A 22019-nucleotide genomic window follows, 5' to 3' on the forward strand; every position below is an offset into this window, starting at 1 on the left:
ATGGCGAGCGACACCCATCCGGATCCTGACAAACTCGATGCGCTCGCCGCGCAGTGGGAGGCCAAGGCCGAGGACCTCGATCGGTTGCGCCTCGTACCGTCGAAGGCCCTGAATCAGGTCGGCAACTGGCAGGGAAGCGGGCGGGCGGCGGCCACCCGCACGCTGCCCAATCTCGAGAAGAACCTCCGCAACACCGCCGAGTTGTGTCGCCGCTGGGCCCGACGGTTGCGCAAGATGGCGGACGAGATCCGCAAGAAGCTCGAAGAGCTCCGCAAACAGTCCCTCGTCACGATCCTGAGCGTCATCTTCGGACTGCTCTTCGGTTTCATCGTCGGTTTCGCGATCGGCCCGGCGCTTGCCGCGCTCGTCGCGGCGATGGCGCGGGCGGTCGCCGGTCTCGCCACGGCGCTGCGGGCCATCGTCAACCTGTCGTTCCAGTTCGGTATCGGCGCGGCCGTGTTCGGTTCCACCCAACTTGCCGCCGAGGTCTTCGCCCAGGCGATCGCGTCGCACGTCGATGGCAAGTTCGAGATCACCAACGAGAGTTGGATCAGCGTCGGTGCCGCCGCCGGTCTGGGCGGTCTGTTCGGACTCTCCACCCGGGGCCTCGGCAAGGTCGGCGGCGGTGGGCCGAAGTCGACCGACGTGCCGACGGTCAAGGGCCTGGACGGCACGAACACCGGTGGCCGACCCGGCGACACCCCCACCCCGGACGTGCGGACCGGTCGCGGCGACATACCGGGCGTCGGCTCGCCGGACGGCCCACCGCTCGGCGCACCACCCCCGTACAGTGCCCTCGGTGGCCGGCCCCCGACACCGGGTCCGGTCAGTGCCAGTTCGACGCCGCCACCGGTTCGCCCAGCCGGTGGGCGGGCGACCGCCGGTGGTGGTGCCGCGCCGACCCGGACCACCCGCCCCACCACAGTCGACCAACCCCCGCCCTCGGCGCCCGGCGGCGCACCGGCGCGGACCACACCGCCGCCGGCCCGCCTCGACGGCCCGGTGACCACGCCACCACCAGCCCGACCGCAACCCCGAGCCGGGTTGTCGCAGCCCGATACCCGGCCACCGGCGGTCGGCAACGGCAACGCGGCCAGCAGCCTGCCACCGCCCGCCCGCACCACCCCACCGCCGAAGGCCGACGCGGGTGCGCCACCCGTCGGCACGCGGACACCCGGTGGACCGGCGATGGCCGGAGTGGACGCGCCCGCGCCGCCTCCGCGTGCCGTCACCGCCGACCCTCGGCCGCCGTCACAGTTGACGCCCGAGCCGGTGCCCGCCACTCCCGGCGGAGGACGCCCGCCTGCCGCCAGCCCCGACTTGCCCGCCACGCCGGGCGGAGGACGGTCGCCTGCTGTCAGCCCCGACTTGCCCGCCACGCCGGGCGGAGGACGGTCGCCTGCTGTCAGCCCCGACCTGCCCGCCACGCCGGGCGGAGGACGGTCGCCTGCTGTCAGCCCCGACCTGCCCGCCACGCCGGGCGGAGGACGGTCGCCCGCTGTCAGCCCCGACTTGCCCGCCACGCCGGGCGGAGGACGGTCGCCCGCTGTCAGCCCCGACCTGCCCGCCACGCCGGGCGGAGGACGGCCGCCGGCCGCCAGCCCCGACCTGCCCGCCACCCCGGGCGGAGCGCGGGACCTACCCGGCAACGGCCCTGTCCGGGACGTGTCCCCGAACGCTCCCACACCGACCCGGTCCGGCACGCCGCCGCCCGGTCCGGGCGTGACCGTCGACCCGCCCGTGGTCCGGCCGGGCGGCGGCTCGGTGGCGGACGTTCCGCTGCCGGGCGGCAGACCTGCCGGAGGTACTCCCGACCCCACCGTGTCCGTTCCGCCGCCCGCCCGCCCGGTCCAGCCGGGTGTCGAGGGGAACCCGGTGAACACGCCCGGCGGCGGCACCATCGGCGGGGCCCCGCGTCCAGGGCGCCCCGTCGAGGGAATCTCGGCCAACCAGGTGGTCGACGTCCCCACGCCCACCCCGAGACCGGCCACCCCCGAGCCGTCCACACCGGTGCCACCTGCCGGGCAGCCCGGCCCACGGGGCAACCTCGCCGCCAACGACCTGCCGGCAGACGTCAGGACCCCGGTCACCACGCGACCACCGCTGGACCGGGCAACCGTCTCCGGCGAGCCGCCGGCCGTCCGGCCGGACACTCCGGTCACGTCACCCCGACCCACCTCGCACGCGACGACCCGGCCGGACGCACCCGAACAGGTCCCGGGCGACGTCCCGCCCGGCTCCCGTCCGGGCGGCACCAACGGCGACCAGCCGCCGGTCGTCGGACAGGGCAAGCCGACCACGGACACCGCCCCGGTGGGCGCGTCCTCGAAGGGCGCGCCGGAGCCGGGCAAGACGAACCCGGTGCAGGCCAACCTCGACGCGCGGATCCGCGACCTCATCGCCGAGGGAGGCGGCGGCAAGGGTCAACCCGGGGTGTCGCAGTCCAGTCGGCCGGGCACGCTGACCGAGATGCGCGCGCTGCGCGAAAGGATCCTCGCCGACAGCCCCGGCGGGCAGCCCACCGGTGGCAACGCCCTCGTCGTGCAGCGCCTGGACGATCACATCACCGCCCTGACCCCACGGCGGCCCGTCGGCGGCGACGCGCAGGGGGGCGCGGGTCGGCAGTTCAGTGGTCAGCCGGGGGTCGATACTCCGCTCAAGCAGGTCCCGCTGCCGACGAAGCCCATGCCCGGTGGTCCGCGGCACACCGGGCCCGACGGCATCGACGCTCGGGCGCCCTATCCGGACCAGACGCCCGTACCCGTGGTGGGGCCGAAGGGACCCGGCGGTCCGCGACCCGACCTGGAGGCGAAAGCCCCGGTCCCGCCACCTGCCGAGGCGCCACCCCCCAAGACCTCGGGCCGCGACCAGTACACCGGCGAGTGGGACTGGCACATCCGACGGGACAAGTTCGGCACCGAGTTCCTGTTGTTGCAACGTGGACCGGAGCAACCGCCGGGTGTGCGGCTCGGCGGATCCAGCGGTGAGCCGCACGGCCCAGGAGGGCTCGGCCGACCGCCCCGGACCGATCCGGTGGATCCACCCGACCCCGGCGCCGGGCGTCGCCTGGGCGACGGCAAGGCGGTCCGGGACGACCAGTTCGGTGTCTCGTCGAGACCGGCCGGGAACAACCAGGTCAGCGAATATCCCGCCCAGGTCCGGGAGATCAACGGGGAGAAGTGGGTCCGTCTGCCGGACGAGGCGGTGCAGGGCCGGCCCGGTGCCGGCAACCAGCAGTCGTCGGACCGCTGGATGCGGATGCCCGACCGGGACAACCGCGTCCTGCCGGACTCCGGCGGGCGCGCCCCGGAGGGCAGCTTCTACTCCTGGCAGGAGCACACCCCCGGCAAGTCCGCCGTCTCCGCCCTGGACCGGGGCCGGGGGCAGATGGTCGACGTCAAGGGCCGCCCCGGGTGGCAACTCAACCCACCGGAGCCCGCGCCGCTCGCGGTGACCTCCCGGCCGACCCCGGACATGCCCGGTCCCGGAAACCGGCTCGGCGGCGGGACGACAGACCGCCTGATCAACTCGCTGAAGGACTTCGGGGGAATGTTCCGTCGGGGCGGTGACGCACCGGCCCCACAACCGCCCTCCGTCGTCATCAAGTCGGCGGGACCGGGCGGCAACACCGGCGGCGGGATCGCACCGGGGGGCAGGGGCACCACCCCGGACGCGCCGGCCTCCGGCGGAAGCTGGAAGGGGTACGGCGAGGGCCAGCAGCTCGGTGGCCGGGCACCCCGGCCGGACGCCGACGGCAGCCCGGTCCCGCCGGGACGGCGGGGCCTGGACGGCGGCGGAACGGGACCGGGCCGAACCGGGGAGGTCGTCACTCCGCCCCGGTCGACCGACACGCCGACGCCGAGGACCGACACCGGCAGCCCGCAACCGGGCCGCTCGGCCGGGGCGGAGGGCGGCGGCTCGTCGCGTACCGGTGGATCGCAGGGCCCGCTGGGGATGCGGGAGCCGCGCACCGGCAGCCGTACCGAGACGGTGACCCCGGACCGGTACATCGAGCCGACGGTGGACAACCCGGCCTGGGCCACCCGGGGCGTCCGCGATGTCGGTGACGCGCCCCGGGGCGTCGGGGGCGAGACCCGGGCACCAGCCGGGCAGGGCGGCCAACGCTCGCCCTCCGGGACCGAGGGGGCACCGCCGAGCGGTGCCAAGCGTGTCCCGGACCGCGTCACGACCACCGACACCCGGACGCCGGCCGGGTCGCAGCCGGGCGAGGTCTTCGGGGCGCGGTCCGGTCCGGCCACCGCACCGGGCCCGAGGTCGGCCGGACAGCCCGTTGCGGCCCGCGACAGTCTGCACGGACAGATGGCGGACCTGGTGGAGGGCGCGGCCAAGCGCGCAGAGGTCAAGCCCGGCGGCGGACCCAAGCCGGGTGATGACGTCAACCTGGGCACGGGGACGCGGGCGGGCGAGAGTTCCCGTACGCCTGGAGACGTCACCAAGCCGCCGGGGCAGTCGCGGCCGGGCGAGGCGTTCGGGCAGCGTCCGGAGTCGGGGACTCGACGGTTGGAGTCGTCCCCGGAGCCGGAGCAGGTCACGCCTGGGAAGTTGCGTAAGGACCGGCCCGTCGGTGACCAGGGACGGCCGGGCGAGACCTTCGGGCAGCGTCCCGAGTCGGGCACCCGGCGGTTGGAGTCGTCGCCGGAGTCGGGATCGGCCGGGCTCGGGAAGGTGCGCAAGGACCGGCCGGCGGGCGACGCGGGGCGGCCGGGCGAGGCGTTCGGGCAACGTCCGGAGTCGGCGAACCGGCGATTGGAGTCGCCGCCGGAGTCCGGGCCGGTCAAGCCCGGCACGTTGCGTAAGGACCCGCCGGCCGCCGACCCGGCACCGCGACCTGGTGAGCCGTTCGGGCAGCGCCCGGAGTCGGGCACGAAGCGTCTGGAGTCCGCGCCGGGGCCCGGCACGGGACGGACGGAACCGCCGGCCGGGTCGTCGATGCCGCCTACCGGAACGCCCGAGCCGACGACGCCGATCCGGGATGGTCGGCCCGCGTCGACGACCGAACAACCGGCAAGGCCGACGCCATCCCAGGTCGCGCCGGCCGAGGGCGGGCCTGCCGCGACGGTGCAGCCGGAGTCGGGTCCCCAGCCCGAGCCGGGCACCAGACCCGAGCCGTCGACCGGGCAGGAACCCGCACCGGCCAGAGGCGACGCGCCAGCGCCCGGATCGGCTGCTGACCGGCGGGCGCAGGCATGGGCGAACGCGTCGCCTGCGGAGATCGAGGTGCTGCGGGGCGGGGGTGCGGGCGCCGGGCTACGCCCCGACCAGCGGGTGAACGTGGTGCTCAACGACCGGATCTCGGCCGAGTACGCGAAAGCGGCCGAGGACGCGTTGCGGACCGAGCTGGCGGATCTGCGGGGTCGGGTGCGGACTCCGGGTGAGCCGATCTCGGAGTGGGTGTGGCGGGAACAGCGGATCGCGGAGATCGAGTCGAGGCTGGGCGGACGCGCTCCGGAGCCGGTGGACGTGCCGGTGCCGAAGGCGTCTGCGGGTGAGTCGCCTGCTGACCGGCGGGCGCGGGCGTGGGCGAACGCGTCACCTGCCGAGTTGACGGTGTTGCAGGGCGGGGGCGCGGGTGCCGGGCTGCGCCCCGACCAGCGGGTCAACCAGGTGCTCAACGAGCGGAACTGGGCGCGGCAGGCGGCTGAGATCGAGGCGGGTCTGCGGGCGGAGCTGGCGGATCTGCGGGCACGGGAGCAGTGGGGGCAGAACCCGTCCGAGGCGGAGCAGCGAATCCTCGATGGTGCGGGGCTGGGCGCGGGCGTGCGGCCGGATCAGCGGGTGCTGGTGGTGGAGGCGCTGCGGTCGTTCGCGCAGGGCGCCGAGACCTGGCTGGCGGGGCCGAAGGCGGCTGCGGCCGGGACGGCGCGGCAGGCCGAGTTGCGGCGGCAGGTGGAGTTGGCGCGGCAGGGCCTCAACCCGTACGGGGATGGTGGAGTCCGGGTCGTGCTGCACCGGCGTGGCAACCCCGAACTGCGGGCACCTGAGATCGACACGCCCGGTGCCCCCGCCACCACACGGGTGGAGCCGGACGGGCTGGAGTGGTTGTGGCGGGATCAGCGCATCGCGGAACTCGAGTCGGCGTTGGGTGTGCGTGCCGAGGTGTCGTTGCCGAGGCTGCCCGCGGGTGAGTCGGCTGCGCAGCGCAGTACGCGGGCCTGGAAGGACGCGTCGCCTGCGGAGCGGGAGATCTTGCAGGGTGGTGGTGCGGGGTTCGGGTTGCGGCCGGATCAGCGCGTCAACCTGGTGCTCAACGAGCGGAACTGGGCGCGGCGGGCGGCTGAGGTCGAGGCGGGTCTGCGGGCGGAGTTGGCGGATCTGCGCGGTCGGGTGCGGACGCCGGGCGAACCCATCTCGGAGTGGGTGCGGCGGTCCCAGCGGATCGCGGAGATCAGGTCGGCGCTTGGCGAGCAACCGGTCGAGGCGTCGGTGCCCAGGCCGCCTGCGGGCGAGTCGGCTGCGGAGCGGACCGCCCGGGCGTGGGAGAACGCGACTCCCGCCGAGACCGAGATCCTGCACGGCGGGGGAGCTGGTTTCGGGTTACGCCCGGACCAGCGGGTGAACCTGGTGCTCAACGAGCGGGCCTGGGCGCGGCAGTCCGAGCAGCGGTTGCGGGCGGAGTTGGCGGACCTGCGGCGGCAGGTGCGCACGCCCGGTGAGCCGATCTCGGAGTGGGTGTGGCGCTCCCAGCGGATGTACGACATCCAGGTCGCGCTGGGCGACCGTACGCCGGAGCCCGCATCAGTGTCGAGGCCGTCCGGTGCCGGACCGCGTCGAGTGGAGAACCCGACGCCCGCCGAGCAGGAGGTGTTGGCCGGTCGGGGTGCCGGCTTCGGGTTGCGGCCCGACCAGCGGGTGAACCTGGTGCTCAACGAGCGGGCCTGGGCGCGGCAGTCCGAGCAGCGGTTGCGGGCGGAGTTGGCGGACCTGCGGCGGCAGGTGCGCACGCCCGGTGAGCCGATCTCGGAGTGGGTGCAGCGGTCGCAGCGGATCGCCGAGATCCAGTCGACGCTGGCCGGGCGTACGCCGGAGCCGATCGTCGTACCGGTGCCGAGGCCGCCTGCGGGAACGTCGACCGCCGACCGGAGTGCGCGGGCGTGGGAGAACGCGACACCTGCGGAGTTGGAGGTCTTGCAGGGCGGGGGTGCCGGCTTCGGGCTGCGGCCGGACCAGCGGGTGAACCTGGTGCTCAACGAGCGGGCCTGGGCGCGGCAGTCCGGGGCGACCGGGGTCGAGACACCGACGATGCTGCCGCCGGAGCTGGCCCACCTGCAGGCGCGTTCCCGACGGATCACCGACCCGTCCGAAGGGGAGCAGCGGATCCTCGACGGCGAAGGTCTGGGCGCGGGTCTGTCACCGGGACACCGGGTGCTCACGGTCGAGGCGCTGCGGTCGTTCGCGCGGGGCGCCGAGACCTGGCTGGAGGGCCCGACGGCTGCTGCGGCCGGCGCCGCCCGCATCACCGAGCTACGGCAGCAGGTCGAGCTGGCGAGGCAGGGCCTCAGCCCGTACGGCGACGGCGGGTTCCGGGTCGTCCTGGACCAGCGCGGACGCCCGAGTGTCCAGCCACGCGACAGCGCCACGCCTGGTACCTCCGCCACCCGGGTGGAGTGGGAGGTCCTGGAACACGGCCGCGAGCCGGCGCCGCCGCGACCGGAGACCGTGGTGGTCACCGAGCACGACGCGTTGCCGCCGGTGACCGAGGAACCGGTCCCGCCGGTGCGGCCGGTCGAGAGTCCGTCGGTGATCCGCGAGCGCCCGGCAGGCGGGGAGTCGGCACCCCCGGTGCGGACGGTGGAGCGTCCGCCGCCTCCGACGGTGGAGCGTCCGTCGGTGCCGGAGCGGCGGATCCTGGCGGGTCAGCGTCTCGGCGAAGGGCTGTCACCGGCGCGGCGGGTGCAGACCGTGGAGGCGCTGCGATCGTTCGTGCAGCAGACGCGGACCCGCATCGACGACCTCACGGCGGCAGGCGGTCCAGCAGACCTGCGGCAGGCCACCCGGCTACGGCAGCAGGTGGAGGCGGCCGAGCAGGGCCTCAGCCCGTACGGGGAGCGGGGCGTGCGGGTGGTGCCCGGCCGGGACGGCCGACCGGAACTGCTGCCACCGCGTGACGTACGCGGCCTGCCGCTGACCGGGGCCGAACGGAGGGTGCTGGCCGGACAGGGGGCGGGCGAGGGCCTGTCGTACGACCAGCGGGTCGACCTGGTGGTCGCCGAGCGCAACGCGGCCTGGCAGACCGAGCAGTTGCGGGTCGAGTTGGCGGAGCTGCGGGACCGGGAGCCGCTGCCGGACGAGCCGCCGTCGGATCAGGCGTGGCGGGCGCAGCACATCGCCGACCTGGAAGCCCTGGTGGGCGATGCCTCGGCCGGTGACCGGCCGGCCCCGTTGGTGCGGACGGTCGCCCCGGTGCGACAGCCGCCACCGTCGGACGTCCGCGACGAGCCGCTGACCGAGGCCGAGCGGGAGGTGCTGGCCGGTCGGGGCGAGGGCCGGGGGCTGCCGTTCGACCAACGCATCGACCTGATCGTCGGCGAGCGCAACTGGGCCTGGCAGACCGCGCAGGTGCAGGCGGAGTTGGCGGAGCTGCGCGCCTGGGACGCCCTGCCGGGCGGCTCGGTCTCGCAACGGTTGTGGCGCGCGGACCGGATCGCCCATCTCGAAGCCGTGTTGACCGGCGAGGTCACGCACTCCCACGACGAGCAGCCCGTGCCACCGGTCCCGGCGTCGGACGGACCCCCGCCGGTGCCGCCGGTGGTCGCCCCGTCCGCAGGCGAGCAGCGGATCCTCGACGGCGAGGGGCTCGGCGCGGGTCTGTCGCCGCTGCGGCGGCGGGACGTGGTCGAGGCACTGCGGTCGTTCGCGCAGCGCGGCCGGGCGGAGCTGGACGAACTGGTCGCGGTCGGCGCGGACGATGCCCGGGCCGGACAGCTCCGGCAGCAGGTGGAGGCGGCCGAGCAGGGGCGCAGCCCGTACGGTGACCGTGGGGTCCGGATCGTGCTGGACCGGGACCGGCAACCGGTGCTGCTGCCCCCGCGTGAGCTGCCCGGCCCGCTGACCGAGGCCGAGTGGACGGTGCTGCGGGGCCGGGGCGAGGGCCGTGGCCTGACGTACGAGCAGCGCGTCACGCTCGTCATCCACGAGCGGGAGGTGGCGCGGCAGGCCGAGGAGGTCCGGCAGGCCGAGGAGGTCCGGCGGCGGCGCGAGCTCGACGAGGCGTTGCGGACGCGGCAGGCCGAGCAGGAACGGCGAGCCCGTGAGGCGCAACTGGCCGTACGCGCGGCTGCCGTCCCCGAGGGATACCAGATCCGGCACGAGCAGGCCGACACCTACCGGCTCTATCGGGGCGCGGCCCCGACGTCGGCGGAGGACGCGGGCGCACCGCTGGTGGCGGGTCGGGAGGCGTTGCGGGTCGACCGGTCGGTGACCGACATGAGCGTGGTGGGCCGGTACCTCCGCGCCCTGGACCCGGCGGTCACCCGTCGGCAGCAGGTGGAGGTGCCGCGCACCGGGCGGCGGGTGACGCCGGAGAAACTGCGGTCGCTCGTGGACCGGCACCTGCCGGCGGGGGCGGTCATGGCCGTACCGGTCGGTCAGGTGACCGCCGGAACGCCGGTGCCGTTCCCCCGTCTGCCCGGCGGTGCGTCGGCGGACGACGGCTGGTACCTGGTCGACGACGACACGACCCTGAGCGACGCGTCACGGACCCGGCCGATGGCCGCCGGGCACACCCTGGTGGAGTACCCGAACCTGATCTGGATTCGGCCACCCGGCGCCCCGGAGTCGGTGATCACCGGGTTCCTGGCCCGCCCCGACAACGCGAAGACGCTGGTGCTGGTCGGTGCGCCCGGGGTCAACCCACCCGGTGAGGTGTGGGACGAGCTGAGCACGTATCTGCGCGGCCTGCCGGAGCAGCGGTTGGGCCGGCTGGAGATGAAGGATCTGGTCGCCGAGCGACCCGACCGCCACCTGCCGGAGGACCGCCGGTTGGTCGAGTACCACGAGGCGGCGCGCCGGATCGGGCACGGTCTCACCGGTAAGCCCAGCCTGGAGGCCAAGGAGGAGCTCTGGGCGTACCTGTCGGACACGCTCAATCCGGCCGGGCCGGGACACGTGCCGGTGCCGGCGTTCGACCCGACACTCAACGCCCCCGGCCGTCCTGGCGATGGTAAGGGCCATGATCTACACGGTGGCTTCGAACATCGTCGTTGGCGTCTGCTGCTCTCCGACAAGCTGGACACCTGGCAGGCCGTGGTCACCACGATGCGCCACGAGTGGGAGCACGTCGAGCAGTACTTCCTGATGGCCCGTTACCTGGCCGCCACCCACCGCACGGTGGCCGACCTGCGGCGGCACCTCGCCGTCGAGGACGACCGGGTGCTCCAGGCCGCGCTGGACGACCCGGCCGTGCCGGGCACCGACGACCACGAGTACGGCGAGCAGTTGTACCGGGGTCGGCTCGGTGCCGATCGGGGGGCGACCGAGGCGGTGGAGGCGCGTCGGAGCGAGCTGTACCGGGTGTACAAGGACGCCGTGCAGCGCAAGCGGGCCAACGACGCAGACCCGGCCCGGACCCTGCGCGGTGGGGCCGAACTGGCGCTCCAGAGGATCCGTGCCAACGCCGCGTACGCCTCCGCACGCGTCGACTACGCCGCGCTGCCGCTGGAGGGCCCGGCGATCGAGCGGGAACGGCAACTGGACCGGCTGTTCGCCTGGGACACCATGCCGGATGAGGCGCCGGTCACCGTCGCCACCCCGCCCCGGCCCGGCCGCAGGGACGACCCCGCCCTCGTCGCGGGGGCCGGATCGGCACCGGACGAGCCCGCCGAGATCACCGCCAGCCCGCCCGATCCGGCCGAGACGCCGGTGGCGGTCGGGACGTGGCCACCCGAACTCCTGCCCGCCGCAGCGCTTCCCCTCCAGCACGAGCAGCGTTCCCTCTCGGCACCGGACCCGGCCGTTCCGGATCCCGTGTCGGAGGCCGCCAGAGACGTGGTCGGCGCGTACGCGCCGAGACTCGTGCAGAGCCGCTGGAGCGTGATCGGTGCGTCGGGCCGGTCGACGGGGCGGTTGACCGAGCTGCTCTCCACCGAGCGCCTCAGGGCCGTCCCGGCCGCACAATTTCAGGCCGGTGTGATCATCCGCCCGGCCCGGTCCGGAAGGTCCGGGGACGACCGGTTCCGGTTGGTCGTGCGGGCCGAGTCGGCCGGCCCCTACCGGCACGTCGATTCGGCTGACGGTGCGCATCGCTACGACGCATCTCTGCTGGTGACGGTGCGGTTGGAGCACACCGGGCCGGTACCGCCGGGACTTCCGAGCCTCGAACCGGTCACTGATCTGCCACAGACCCGTGCGGTGCTGCTCGATCAGCAGGTGACGGTGCCGGACCAGATCCTGACGCAGCCGAAGCTGCGGATCGATCGCGACGGCGTCGCGCCGGTGCCGGCACTGCCCGGCGGTCCGCAGGAGACGCTCGGGGCGCTCGGCCTGCGGTCGCTGGCGGTGACCACGGACGCCGTAAGGAACGGACAGATCCAGGTCAGCGCGGTCGTCCCGACGTCGGTGCGTGCGCTCAACGACGCGGTGATGGCGGAACTCCACTCGGGCCGCTGGACCGGCCGCCGGTCGGCGAGTGCCCGGGGCGGCGTCCGGCCCCACCCGGCGGTGGCCGACCCGGTCATGGTGGACGAGATCCATCACGCACTCTCCGCGCCGGGGCTGACCGCGCTGCTGCCCGACGCGCTGCGTGGATCGGGTGTGGCGGCGGGTCCGATCCGGATCGAGCTGGCCATGTTCGGCGGCGTACGCCTCGGCCGGTCGGATCGGGACGGCACCAGCCGCGAGCGGATCCGGGTGGGGCTGCTCGCGCAGGTGACTCCGACGGGTTCGGCGGCAGCGCCGCCACTGGCGGTCCGGCTGGACGGTGCGGTGGAGCTGTCGGTGTCGCCTGGCGACGCCGACCGGATCATGCGCGACGCCGTTCCGCTGCGCGACGAGTTGCCCACCTACGAGCGGGCGGCGTCGACGCTGAGCGCCGAGCAGCGGAGAGCACCGTCGGCCTCGGGGCTGAGCGCCGACCAGCACCGGACGCTCACCGACGCGTTGGGTGGCCCCGACGGCTGGGACCGGTTGCTGAGGAGTCAGCCGAACGGGTTCGACGGTGCGGGGTTCTGGCGGCTGGCGAAGCTGCTGGAGGTCATCGGTGAAGACGACCTGGTGGTCGAGGATGCCCGGCTGACCCGGTTGCTGCGGTGGGTGCAGCTCATCGAGCGGGTGCCGGAGCCGGGCCGGATCGAGCCGTTGGTGGTGGCGGCGGTGCTAACCCACAAGCGCGGCGGGTTGGCACACGCGGAAGTCGAGCTGAACCGGGCGAAGCAGGCGCACTGGTCGGCCGAGTACCACCACGGCTACTGGCAGACCAAGGAGACCGCCCTCGACGGTGCGGCGGAACGCCTCCAGACCCGCGCGGACGACCTCCGGCGTCGGATGGAACACGACCGGGAGCGGCTGGCCGACCATGCGGCCCTGGTCACGGAACTCGCCGATACGCAGGAGGAACTGGCCAGGGCGGCGGCAGACGTCGACAGGATCCGCGACGCGCGGACTGCCGCCGCCGCCCGCGTACGTCATGCCGCGCGGGAGATCGCCTCGCAGCATGTCGAGATCGAAGGCCGTCGCCGGGAACTGTCGTCGCTCGGCGCGAACCCGACCGGTGCGGTTCCGGGACTCCTGCGGGCCTGGTACCTGCTCGCCGTGGAACTCGGGGTGGATCCGTACGCGCTGGAGGTGTTCGGTGGCGAGCTGGCCGCGACGGCGGCCGGACGCGACGACATCGCGCCCGACGAACTGCTGGCCGAACTGCGGTGGCGGCTGCGGCCGTACGGGGTGTACACCGACCACGATCTGGGCCTGCTGGCCGACATCGGCCGCCGGCTGATTCTGGACCCGGCCGACCTGCCGGTACTGCGGTGGCTCAACGCCCGGGGCGTGTCGTTGGAGTTGTTGGACGCGCTGCCGGCGCACCTGATGTCGCGGTCGTTCGACTGGGCCTGGGAGCAGCACCATCGGGGTGACGATCCGACGTCCGTGGTGGCGGAACTCGGTCTTCCCAAGGCCGACAAGCCGGAGCGAGTGGCCGACGATCTGAATCGACTGGTCGACGAGCTCCGGTCGGCGGCGAAGGCCACCGAGGCCGAACCACCGCCGTACAGTGCCGAGCCGCAGTCCCCGGCGCCCGTAGTGCCCACCGACTCCAGCACGCCTGGAAAAGCACAGTGGACGGATTCGGCAGCGGACAGTTGGTCCGCGCTGCTGATGATCGGTGACGTGGTGCGGGAGGGCGTGCGGCGTGCGACCGCGTCCACGCAGGGCGGTCCGCTTCGCTCGCTGGGGGAGGCGGTCCTCGGCGTCGCCCGGGAGCACGGGTTCCGTACGCCGAAGCAACTCCTCCGGTACGCATCACTGAGTGGCCGACTCGGCTTCCCGGCCACCGCGCTGCTCGCGGATCTGTCGTCCCGGCACCTACGGCTACAGCTCTATCGGATGCTCGGCGACCGGCCGCTGGACGACATCGCCGGCTTCCTCCGCGCGTTGACGCCGTACGACGTCGCAGGCTCCTTCGGCGCGTTGACGCCGTCCGGCCTGTACCGGCAGGTGCCTCCGGTCACCGAGGCGCAGGCGACCAGGTGGGCGACCCGGTTCGGGGTGTCCGCCGACGAGGTGCGGGCACTGGCCGCAAACGCCTGGGCCGACCTGCCCCGCCTGGTCGGTCTGGCCGAGCGGATGGAACTGGACGACGGCGAGGCGCACTGGCTGTTCGACCTGACCCGAAAGACCGGTCAGGTGCCCAGCTACCTGCCGAGGCTGGCATATCGGGCGGAGGTGCGGCCACCGGTCCTGCTCGAGTGGGGTTGGCGGATGAACGCCGCCCCGGCGGAGCTCATGCCATTCCGGTCGGCGGCGCGCCTGCTGTCGGCATCTCCGCGGGTGCCGGTGCCGGAACCGGACCGGCTCTCCGTCGCGGAGCTGGTGACGCACCTTCGGAACAGCCTCGACGACGTGACCGGCGCGCCGTGGTGGGCGTTGTGGGTCGGCACGCACACCCCGTCGGACTTGAGCCCCCACGGCCTGACGCCGGTCGAGCTGTTCGACCTGATGGGTGCCGACATGCAGGATGTCCTCGCCCACCCGGGAGCGCTGAGCGCCGCTGGGCTCCTCGACCGCGTCAGGGACCCGGACCGGCCGCCCAGAGGCGCAGCGTCGATCAGCCCGCTGCCGGTCGAGCGCGCCGCTGACCTGTGGTTCGCCACGTGGTTCAGCGAGCGGTTCGAGTCCGAGGAGTGGGACATCCAGCGCGACATCATGACGCGCCCGTGGGTGGACCACCTCGCGGTGCTCGACGAGGCACGCAGGATGGAGGCACCTCCGGCGGACGTCCTCGACTACGCGCGATTGTCGGGCGGCCGGGATCTGGCGGCGACGCGAACCTATCGGGTGCCGTCCGGGACGCCGCAGGTCGGGCTGATCGAGTTGGCCATCCAGTGGGAGGTGCACCTGCACCAGTTCGCTCCGGTCGCCGACCTCCTGCCGCTGGAAACGGAATTCTGGGAACAGGATCTGGACTCGATCGCCACCGGTCTGGCGGCCCGGATCTGGGGCGATCCGGACCATGTTCCCGCCGATGTCTATCAGGCGGCCACGCTACCGCTGACGCTCCTGACCGATCTGGGACTCGGCGCGAGCGACTGGCAGTCGACGACCGACCGGAGCCGACTGATCGGCCGGTGGCTCACCTGGCAGTGGGGACTGGACTCCACCGCGCAGACGCGGGTCGTCGGGCTCCTCACCGACGACCACTTCCCGGAGCAGCGCGGCTACCTCGAACTGCTGTACGCGCTGGCCAAGCGGATGAACCTGTCGACGCCGGCACAGGCGGCCCTGGCCAGCCAGTTGGGTGTCAGCCGCGCCTGGGTGACCGCGTTCAGTCTCCGGATCGGGAAGGTTCCCGACCGGGTCGTCGATCAGGCACGCCGCCTCGGGGTGCAGGATCCGGCGCGGTTGTTCGCGCTCGCATCCGTCCTCGGTGTCGACCCGGCGGTGCTCGGACCCGACGACGACCTCGACCGGCTCAACCAGACGCCCGACGGCGACCGCTTCAGCGTCGCGTACGACGTCGCCCAGTCGATCCGGGCCCGGCCCGGCTGGGCGGGGCTTTCGTCGGGCGACACGATCACCGATCGACTGTTCCGGCTCGTACAGCGGTCGGGGACCGTCCCGTCGAATCTTCCGACGCTGCTCGACGACGGTAGTTGGCTCGGTATCGACCTGTTGTTGGAGATCGCGGAGCTACTGCACAGTGCGCCGGAGTCGGTGGCGCTGTACGCGAACACCCAACGGCCACCGGCCGTGTCGGGCGGTGTGCGCCCCACGATCGAGCAGGTGGTCACGGACTACCAGGCATGGGCCGAGTCCATGTACCAGAGGTACGCCCTCGGTCCGGAGCAGCTCTGGCGGGTGTGGAACCGGGAGGGCTCGGCCGCGCTCAGCCGTTACAGCGATCGCGCCGTCCAGGCCGCCGCGTTGGCCTCCGCAGACTCCGGCGAGGCCGCCGAGCTGTTCCATCGGTTCATCGGTGGCGCTGACCCGCTCGCAGTGGTCGAGGCACTGGCACGGGCACGTCAGCCCGGCGCATGGCTGGTGCCGTTCCTGCCGGAGGCCCCCGAGCTGACCGGTGTGACGATCCAGTTGACCCTGACCGAGCCCGGTCTTCTGCCGGAGACGGTCGCGGAACTGCGCGGGGCCAGCCTGGTGGACGGCGATCTGCGCTACGAGCTCGGACCCGAACGTGGTGACTGGGCTGGACTGGCCCACCTGACGGAGAGCATCCCGCGCAGTGCCGCCGCCCTGCATGTGGCGATCTCCGTCCGGACCGGGTTCGGCATGGACGCGGCCGCCTACCTTCGATTGGCGCACCTCTACTACACGCAGGCCGATGTGTTGACGGTCGCCGGGCTCACTCCCTTCGACGGGGGGTATAAGTACATACACGCAGACCTGATTCGGGAGTTCGACTCCTTCGAAGCATTTCTGCGGCACCACCGCACCGGTCCACTCGTCTTTCACGCGAACTGGCGTTCGGGCGACCACGTCTCGTTCTCCGTGACTCCCGGCCAGGTCTGGCCCGGCGCCCTACAGGCCCGCGTCCGGATCGCGGCGGAACTCGTGCGTGTCGCCCGGCAACCGCTTCCGCAGGAGATGTGGGAATGGCGCTTCACCGGCCCGGCCTTCCGCGACCCGTCACGGGCGGGCGGCCCACACCGGCTGGGAGACCGGGCACACCGACTGATCGGGCTGCTCGACGATCCAGCCCTTCGGGCCCAGACGGCCGGACTCGTGCTCGGTGGGAAGCAGGTCGACCACCGGGCCGGGCCGCAGGTGCCGGGACTGGGGCGGGTGCTCGACGATCCCACCGTCGCGCACACGGCGGTCGAGGAGCCACAGACACCGAGTGCGGACCGCGTACGTGAGATCCTGGCCGTCGACCTGTCGACGTCCGGCCTCGACGCCGAAACCCTCACTGCCCGGCTGAGCAATTCCGTCGACGTCCGGGGCGAGCGCGTGAGCTGGCAGGAGGCGGTGCTCCGGGCGGCGGTCCAGCAAGGCGTGGACTTCTCCGGCATGCTGGCCGAGCAACCCTGGCCGACCCTCACCCGCCAGATGATCACCGGACGGGTGGCACTGCCCGACGAGGTGATCCGGGCCGCGTACCGCTTCGTCGCCGGGATCTCGGACGCGGACTTGGCGAATCTGCTCTCCGCTCCGATGCCACTGCTGCCGTGGAACCTGAAGGTGCCGAACCGGGTGGACCGGGGCTCCGCGGATGGGCAGGGCGAGTGGCCGGACCTCGGTGCTACCGGCGCGCCCGCGCAGGATCTGGTGCGGTGGCTGGAGGAGCGTGTCTCGGCCGGTATGGAACCGCTGCCCTACCTCGTCGAGAACGCGTTGGGCGGCCTGGCTGGGCCGGAGACGGGCACCACCTTCGGCATGCGCATCACGCTCCGGCTCAAGGGTTTTCCCGAACGCTCCGACCGCCGGTTCTGGTCCGACTCGCGCGATGACCAGCGCTGGCTCGGCCAGATTCCGGAGATCATGTACGCGGTGTGGGAGGGGCTCGGGAACCAGGAGATCCGACGTAGACCGGTTGATCAGGACTCCGGCTCTGAGGAATATGACGTCGTTCTGACCGGGCTGGTGGACAGTCCGCCGGTGTGGCGGGCGCTCGGTCTGCTGATGGAGACACTGCGACCGTGGGCCGGTGAGACATCTGTCCTCATTACTGCCCGCTCTCCCGGCCTGGAATCGGGCTCCTTGTCCCGTCCGTTCGACGACGTCGCAGAGACGTACGCGGACCTCCTGCTCCGTTTGTCGTCCAGTCCGGACCGCGCCGCCGTCAGCGGGCAGTCCGGTCGTCGGGCCAAGATCACGAGCACGTTACAGTACGTGCGTACCGGGTGGATGCCGTTGTCTCTCGCGTTCGGGCTGGGGGGGCTACAGGCGCGGCTGCGACTCATCCTCGCGCTGATCCGGGCGGTGGAAGGCGGTGTCGGTAGCACCAGGCCCGTCCCGTCGCGTGGTGGCGGGTACGACCGGCTCGATCCCGAGCTGCGCTGGCTCGACGACTGGCTGCTCGATCTGTCCGGCTGGACGGACTTTCACGCGTTGCTGGACGTGCTGGACCTGGACCCACCAGGAGCCACGCAGATCGCCTCACTTTTCGTGTTGACGTCGTCACATCCGTCGGGCGAGCGACTGACCAGTCTGCCGCGAGGCGTCCGGTGGGGGCCGGACATGCCGTTGCTCGCTCCCGACGACGAGCACCCCGCCGCGTTCCTGGCCGAGATCGTCGAGGGAGACTCGGATCTCCCCGCCAGGGAGGCGGTGCAGCGGACCTACACGCGCCACCTCTCGTTGCGGTACTGGCATGGGCTCTACGCCCGGTTCCACGCCTTCGTCAGCGCACTACCACCCGGCACGGACCTCGACTCCGCACGCGCCGACCGGCGCCGAGCCGCCGCGAACCTGTGGGACCTACTGGACGACAGCGACGAGTCGGTGAGCGTCTGGCACGAGCGATTCCAGGCGCAGATGCCCCTGCCCGAGTGGACCTTGCCCACCTCCGTCCCGAGCGTCGCCGACCCGTACGAGACGGCCCAGTCGGTCTGGTTGGCCACCCCTGCCCGGCCGGAGAGCGCCACCGAAGAGGACGTCGCGATCCTGCGGACCGCAGCGGGATGGCTGGACGGCGTGCGGTCCGCACCCGCCACGAGCCTGTTGCACCGGATCGGCACGTGGCTGGCGCAACGGGAGCCGGGCCGGTTCTCCGTGTCGACGCCGGAGTTGCATCCGCGGCCGGGACGGTGGGCGCAACACGGTCTGCTGGGCGCCGTCATCGACGCCGCCGGGTGGCAGGGTGTTCGCCTTCCCTCCGGGGTCAGCGCCCCGGCAGGACTGCGCCGCCACGTGGTGGCGCAGATCGAGCAGCTCGGTGACCTCGATCGCGACCTTGCCAGCGCGGAACCGGTACGGCGTGTCGAATCGATGCCGCCCGGTGCGCTGCTCGAACTGGGGTCGCGGCTCCCGGCGCTGGCCGCAGCGCCCGAACCGACCGAGCACCGACGGGCCATCGCCGAGGACAACATCCGGCGCGAGCATCCAGGGGCCAGCGATCAGGAGTTCTCGCGTCTGGTCCAGGCAGCGCTCGACGGCTGGGCACGGGAGAGTCGGCGGCGTCTTCTGCGCGCGGAGCTGGCGCGTACGCTCCCGCCGCAGGAGTCCGCCGCCGCGCTCGGCAGCGCCCCGGAGGGCCGGTTGGACGCTCTGGTGGAGCACCTGGGGCAGCAGCAACCCCGCGACCCGACGGTGAGCCGTGACCTGGCCGTGGTGCTGGCTCGGGCACTCGACGTCGACATCGTGGTCCGCAGTGGTGTGCTCGCAGAGCACACCAATCCGGGCGAGCGTCCGGTCCTGTATCTCGACCGATCCACCGACATGGCGTACCGACCGCTGTCGCCGGTCGCGACCATCGACCCCGAGAGCCCGGTCCTGCCGCCTCTCGACGTTCTCGACCCCGAGTTGACCGCAGTCGTGCGTACCTGGGCTCGTGAGCACCACGCGACGCTCACCGCAGGCGGCGGCGCACGGGATCAGGCATGGACGGAGCTGACGAACCTGCTGACCGACTGGGTCGGCCTGCCGCAACTCCGCGTCGAGGTGGTGCCGGGAAGGCCCACCGCCCTGAGCTACGCAGAGTGGTCGTTGAGCATCAGCACGGAGCCGGTCGACCGCACCCTCGGCACGCTGTTCGCGGAGATTCTGCGCGCCGAGCAGCGGATGCTCGTGGAACAGGCGGGGCATGACGGGAGGGCTCTCCGGGAGTCGGTCGACCGTCCCGTCGCCGCCCCTCCCGCCCGACGTCACCTCCCGCGGATGTCCGTTCCCGCCGGCGATCGTCGGATCGCCTCGGCCAGGAGTTTGCGGGATCCGGAAGCCGAAGGCATGCGGGAACCGTTGCAGCGCGCCCTACAGGCTGCTGACACATGGCTCGGCCTCGAAACGGACGTGCGCTCCGCCGAGGACGGCGAGCTTTCGACGCGACTGGACCGACGCCTCACGCGTGACAAGAGCAAGGTCTTGCGGTTCCGCGCCGACATGCTTGCCCTGATGCACAACCCGTCGGTCGAGACGCATGTGCGGGGCATCCACGATCGTCTGCTCGCCGACGGATCGGTCCGCGACTGGCGTGCGGAGATCGACATCCGGATCGACCCGGACTCGGGCGTCGAGGTGGCATGGTCGGGGCCCCCTGGCGTCCAACTCCGAGCGACGAACGGTGCCGCCGTCCCACCGCCGAGCCATCTCGTGCACCCCGAGCGCCCGATCGTGGTGGTGCACGCGGCCTCTGCGGAGGAGGCCGGACAGATCCTCCGCCGGGTGGCCACCGACCTACCGGCGAACGCCCTCGTCGATCTGGTCGTGCCCCGGGTCGCCGGGGCACGGGTGATGGCCCTGGCCGGTCTGTTGCAGGACCGTCAGAACCTGGCACTGCGGGCGGATCTGATCACCCGGGGTGAACGGGCCGACCATCTCGTCGGATACTCCCGCGCACACACTCGGGCGGTCGGACCCTTCGTCTCCTACTACACGGTCCATGCCGAGCCGCAGAGCGAGCCGTTGCCGGTGTCGCACGTGACGCAGTTGGCCAACCTGGGTGGCGGCCGATTCGCACTCGTGCCGGGCTGGGCGGTGCAGGTCACGCCGCACCGGATCTGGATCCGACCCGACGAAACCGTCAACATCGTGCCCTCCTTCGGGGTCGAGTCGGTCGCCATCAGTGCACCGGGGGTGGCGACACCGTGGTCGGTCGTCCGGCTCGGGATCTGGCTCACCGAAGGGTTGGCGTCGCAGGCCGGCAGGCCCCCGGGCGACGATCTGTGGAAGGTGTACGGAGACGTCGGTCCGCCACCAGCGCTCCGCCAGATCAACGACGTGCTCGCCGTCGATCCGCATGACGGGTTGTTGTGGAGCCACGCCTTCGGTGCCGAGGGTGATCTCCAAGCCACGGGTTGGCAGATGGGTAGCTCCGACGGCTACCTGCCGTTCATGCTGCTCGACCAACTGGTCGGTCTCGCCGGTGGGGATGCGGAGGCCGATCCGGACCGGGTCGTCGATCTGTTGACCGGGTTGGCGCGTCGGGTCGGCCTGCACACCGGTGGTCAGGGAGACGTCGTCGACGAGAGCGCCCGAGTGGGACTGCTGCAGGTCGCCCTCGATGTGCACGAACGTCACGGCCTGCTGGGCGTGACGGAGGACCGCCTCCGGGCCGCAGCCGAAGAGGACCGCCTGCCGGACGCCGAGACGGACTCGGATCTCGGCTCGTGGGACGCCAGTCCTCCTGACCCGGCGGAGGCTCCGGTGTCGGTCGCCGGTGCCGGAGGTGCGGCGGCCCCCGAGGTGATGCCGTACCTGGTCGCGGTGGCCCCGGACGGCTCGTACGTGCTGGCGCGTCCGCCGTCGCAGGGCACCGACGGCCGGTACGGCTTCACCGGTTTCGACGTGTACCGGCCCGACGGCACCGCGCGGGGCAGCTTCGACACGCGCACGGTCGAGAGTGACGACTTCGTCGGTACCTCGTCGCTGGTGAACCACTCCGACGTTCCCGGAGCCCTGGACCTGGTCGCCTGGCACGCGACCCGGCACAGCACCCGACCCGATTTTCGGCTACTCAAGGTGATCAACCAGAAGGTGCAGCAGCGCCTTCGCGACGAGTACCGGATGGAGACGCTGCCCTCCTCCGTCGAGGGGGCACCCGACTATCGGGGCTCGCGTGAAACGGTCAACCGGATCGCGCAGGAGCGGCTGGAGCAGGCCGGGTGGACACTGGCCCCGGATGGTGGGGCCGCGACGACGCCGACGTTCACCCACCCGTGGACCAGCGATGATGCGGCATGGGCACCGACGGCTCCGGACGGTACCCCGTTGGCGGTGGTCACCGAGACGCTGGCGGACGGCGGATCCCGTCGGGTGGCAGGCCGGCACGACGCTGCCGGTGACTTCCAGATCGTCGACCCGACGACCGGACGTGCCGCCTATCGCCTGACCGCCAGGACCGGTCCGGACGGCGCTCGCGCCTGGACGGCAGGCGTGCTGTCGGCGCAGGACGCGCGCCACTTCCACGCACTCGCCAGGGACGTCGGCTGGACGGCTGCCCAGGGCACCGCCGAGCGGGTCCGGCACCGGATGGAGCGGGTGCTGGGCTCGCGTACGGCCGAGGACAAGGCACGCGACTTCGTCACGCACATCGTGACCCATGGTGAGCCCGTCACCGGGGCCGTGGAGGTCGGAGCCGCCGGCCACCAGCTCTACCGGCATCGGGTGGGCGGACAGACCGTGCTGGTCCGGGCCAGGGTCGTAAACGACGAGGTGTGGTCGGCGCATCGACCGTCGCCGCT

The 22019-nt window shown here is 72.9% G+C and carries 1 protein-coding gene (cut by a window edge); it reads left to right on the forward strand.

Features of this window, described 5'->3' with window-relative positions; all coding sequences use genetic code 11:
- Window positions 1–22019 carry the 5' end (the start) of a hypothetical protein gene (locus ACIBMZ_RS10325; protein ID WP_396692267.1) on the forward strand. The gene runs 26644 nt beyond the window's last position, so the window shows 22019 of its 48663 coding nt (coding positions 1–22019); it begins with the start codon at window positions 1–3; its stop codon lies off the right edge, out of view.

This window comes from Micromonospora sp. NPDC049900 (genome assembly GCF_044461025.1).
Lineage (GTDB): Bacteria > Actinomycetota > Actinomycetes > Mycobacteriales > Micromonosporaceae > Micromonospora.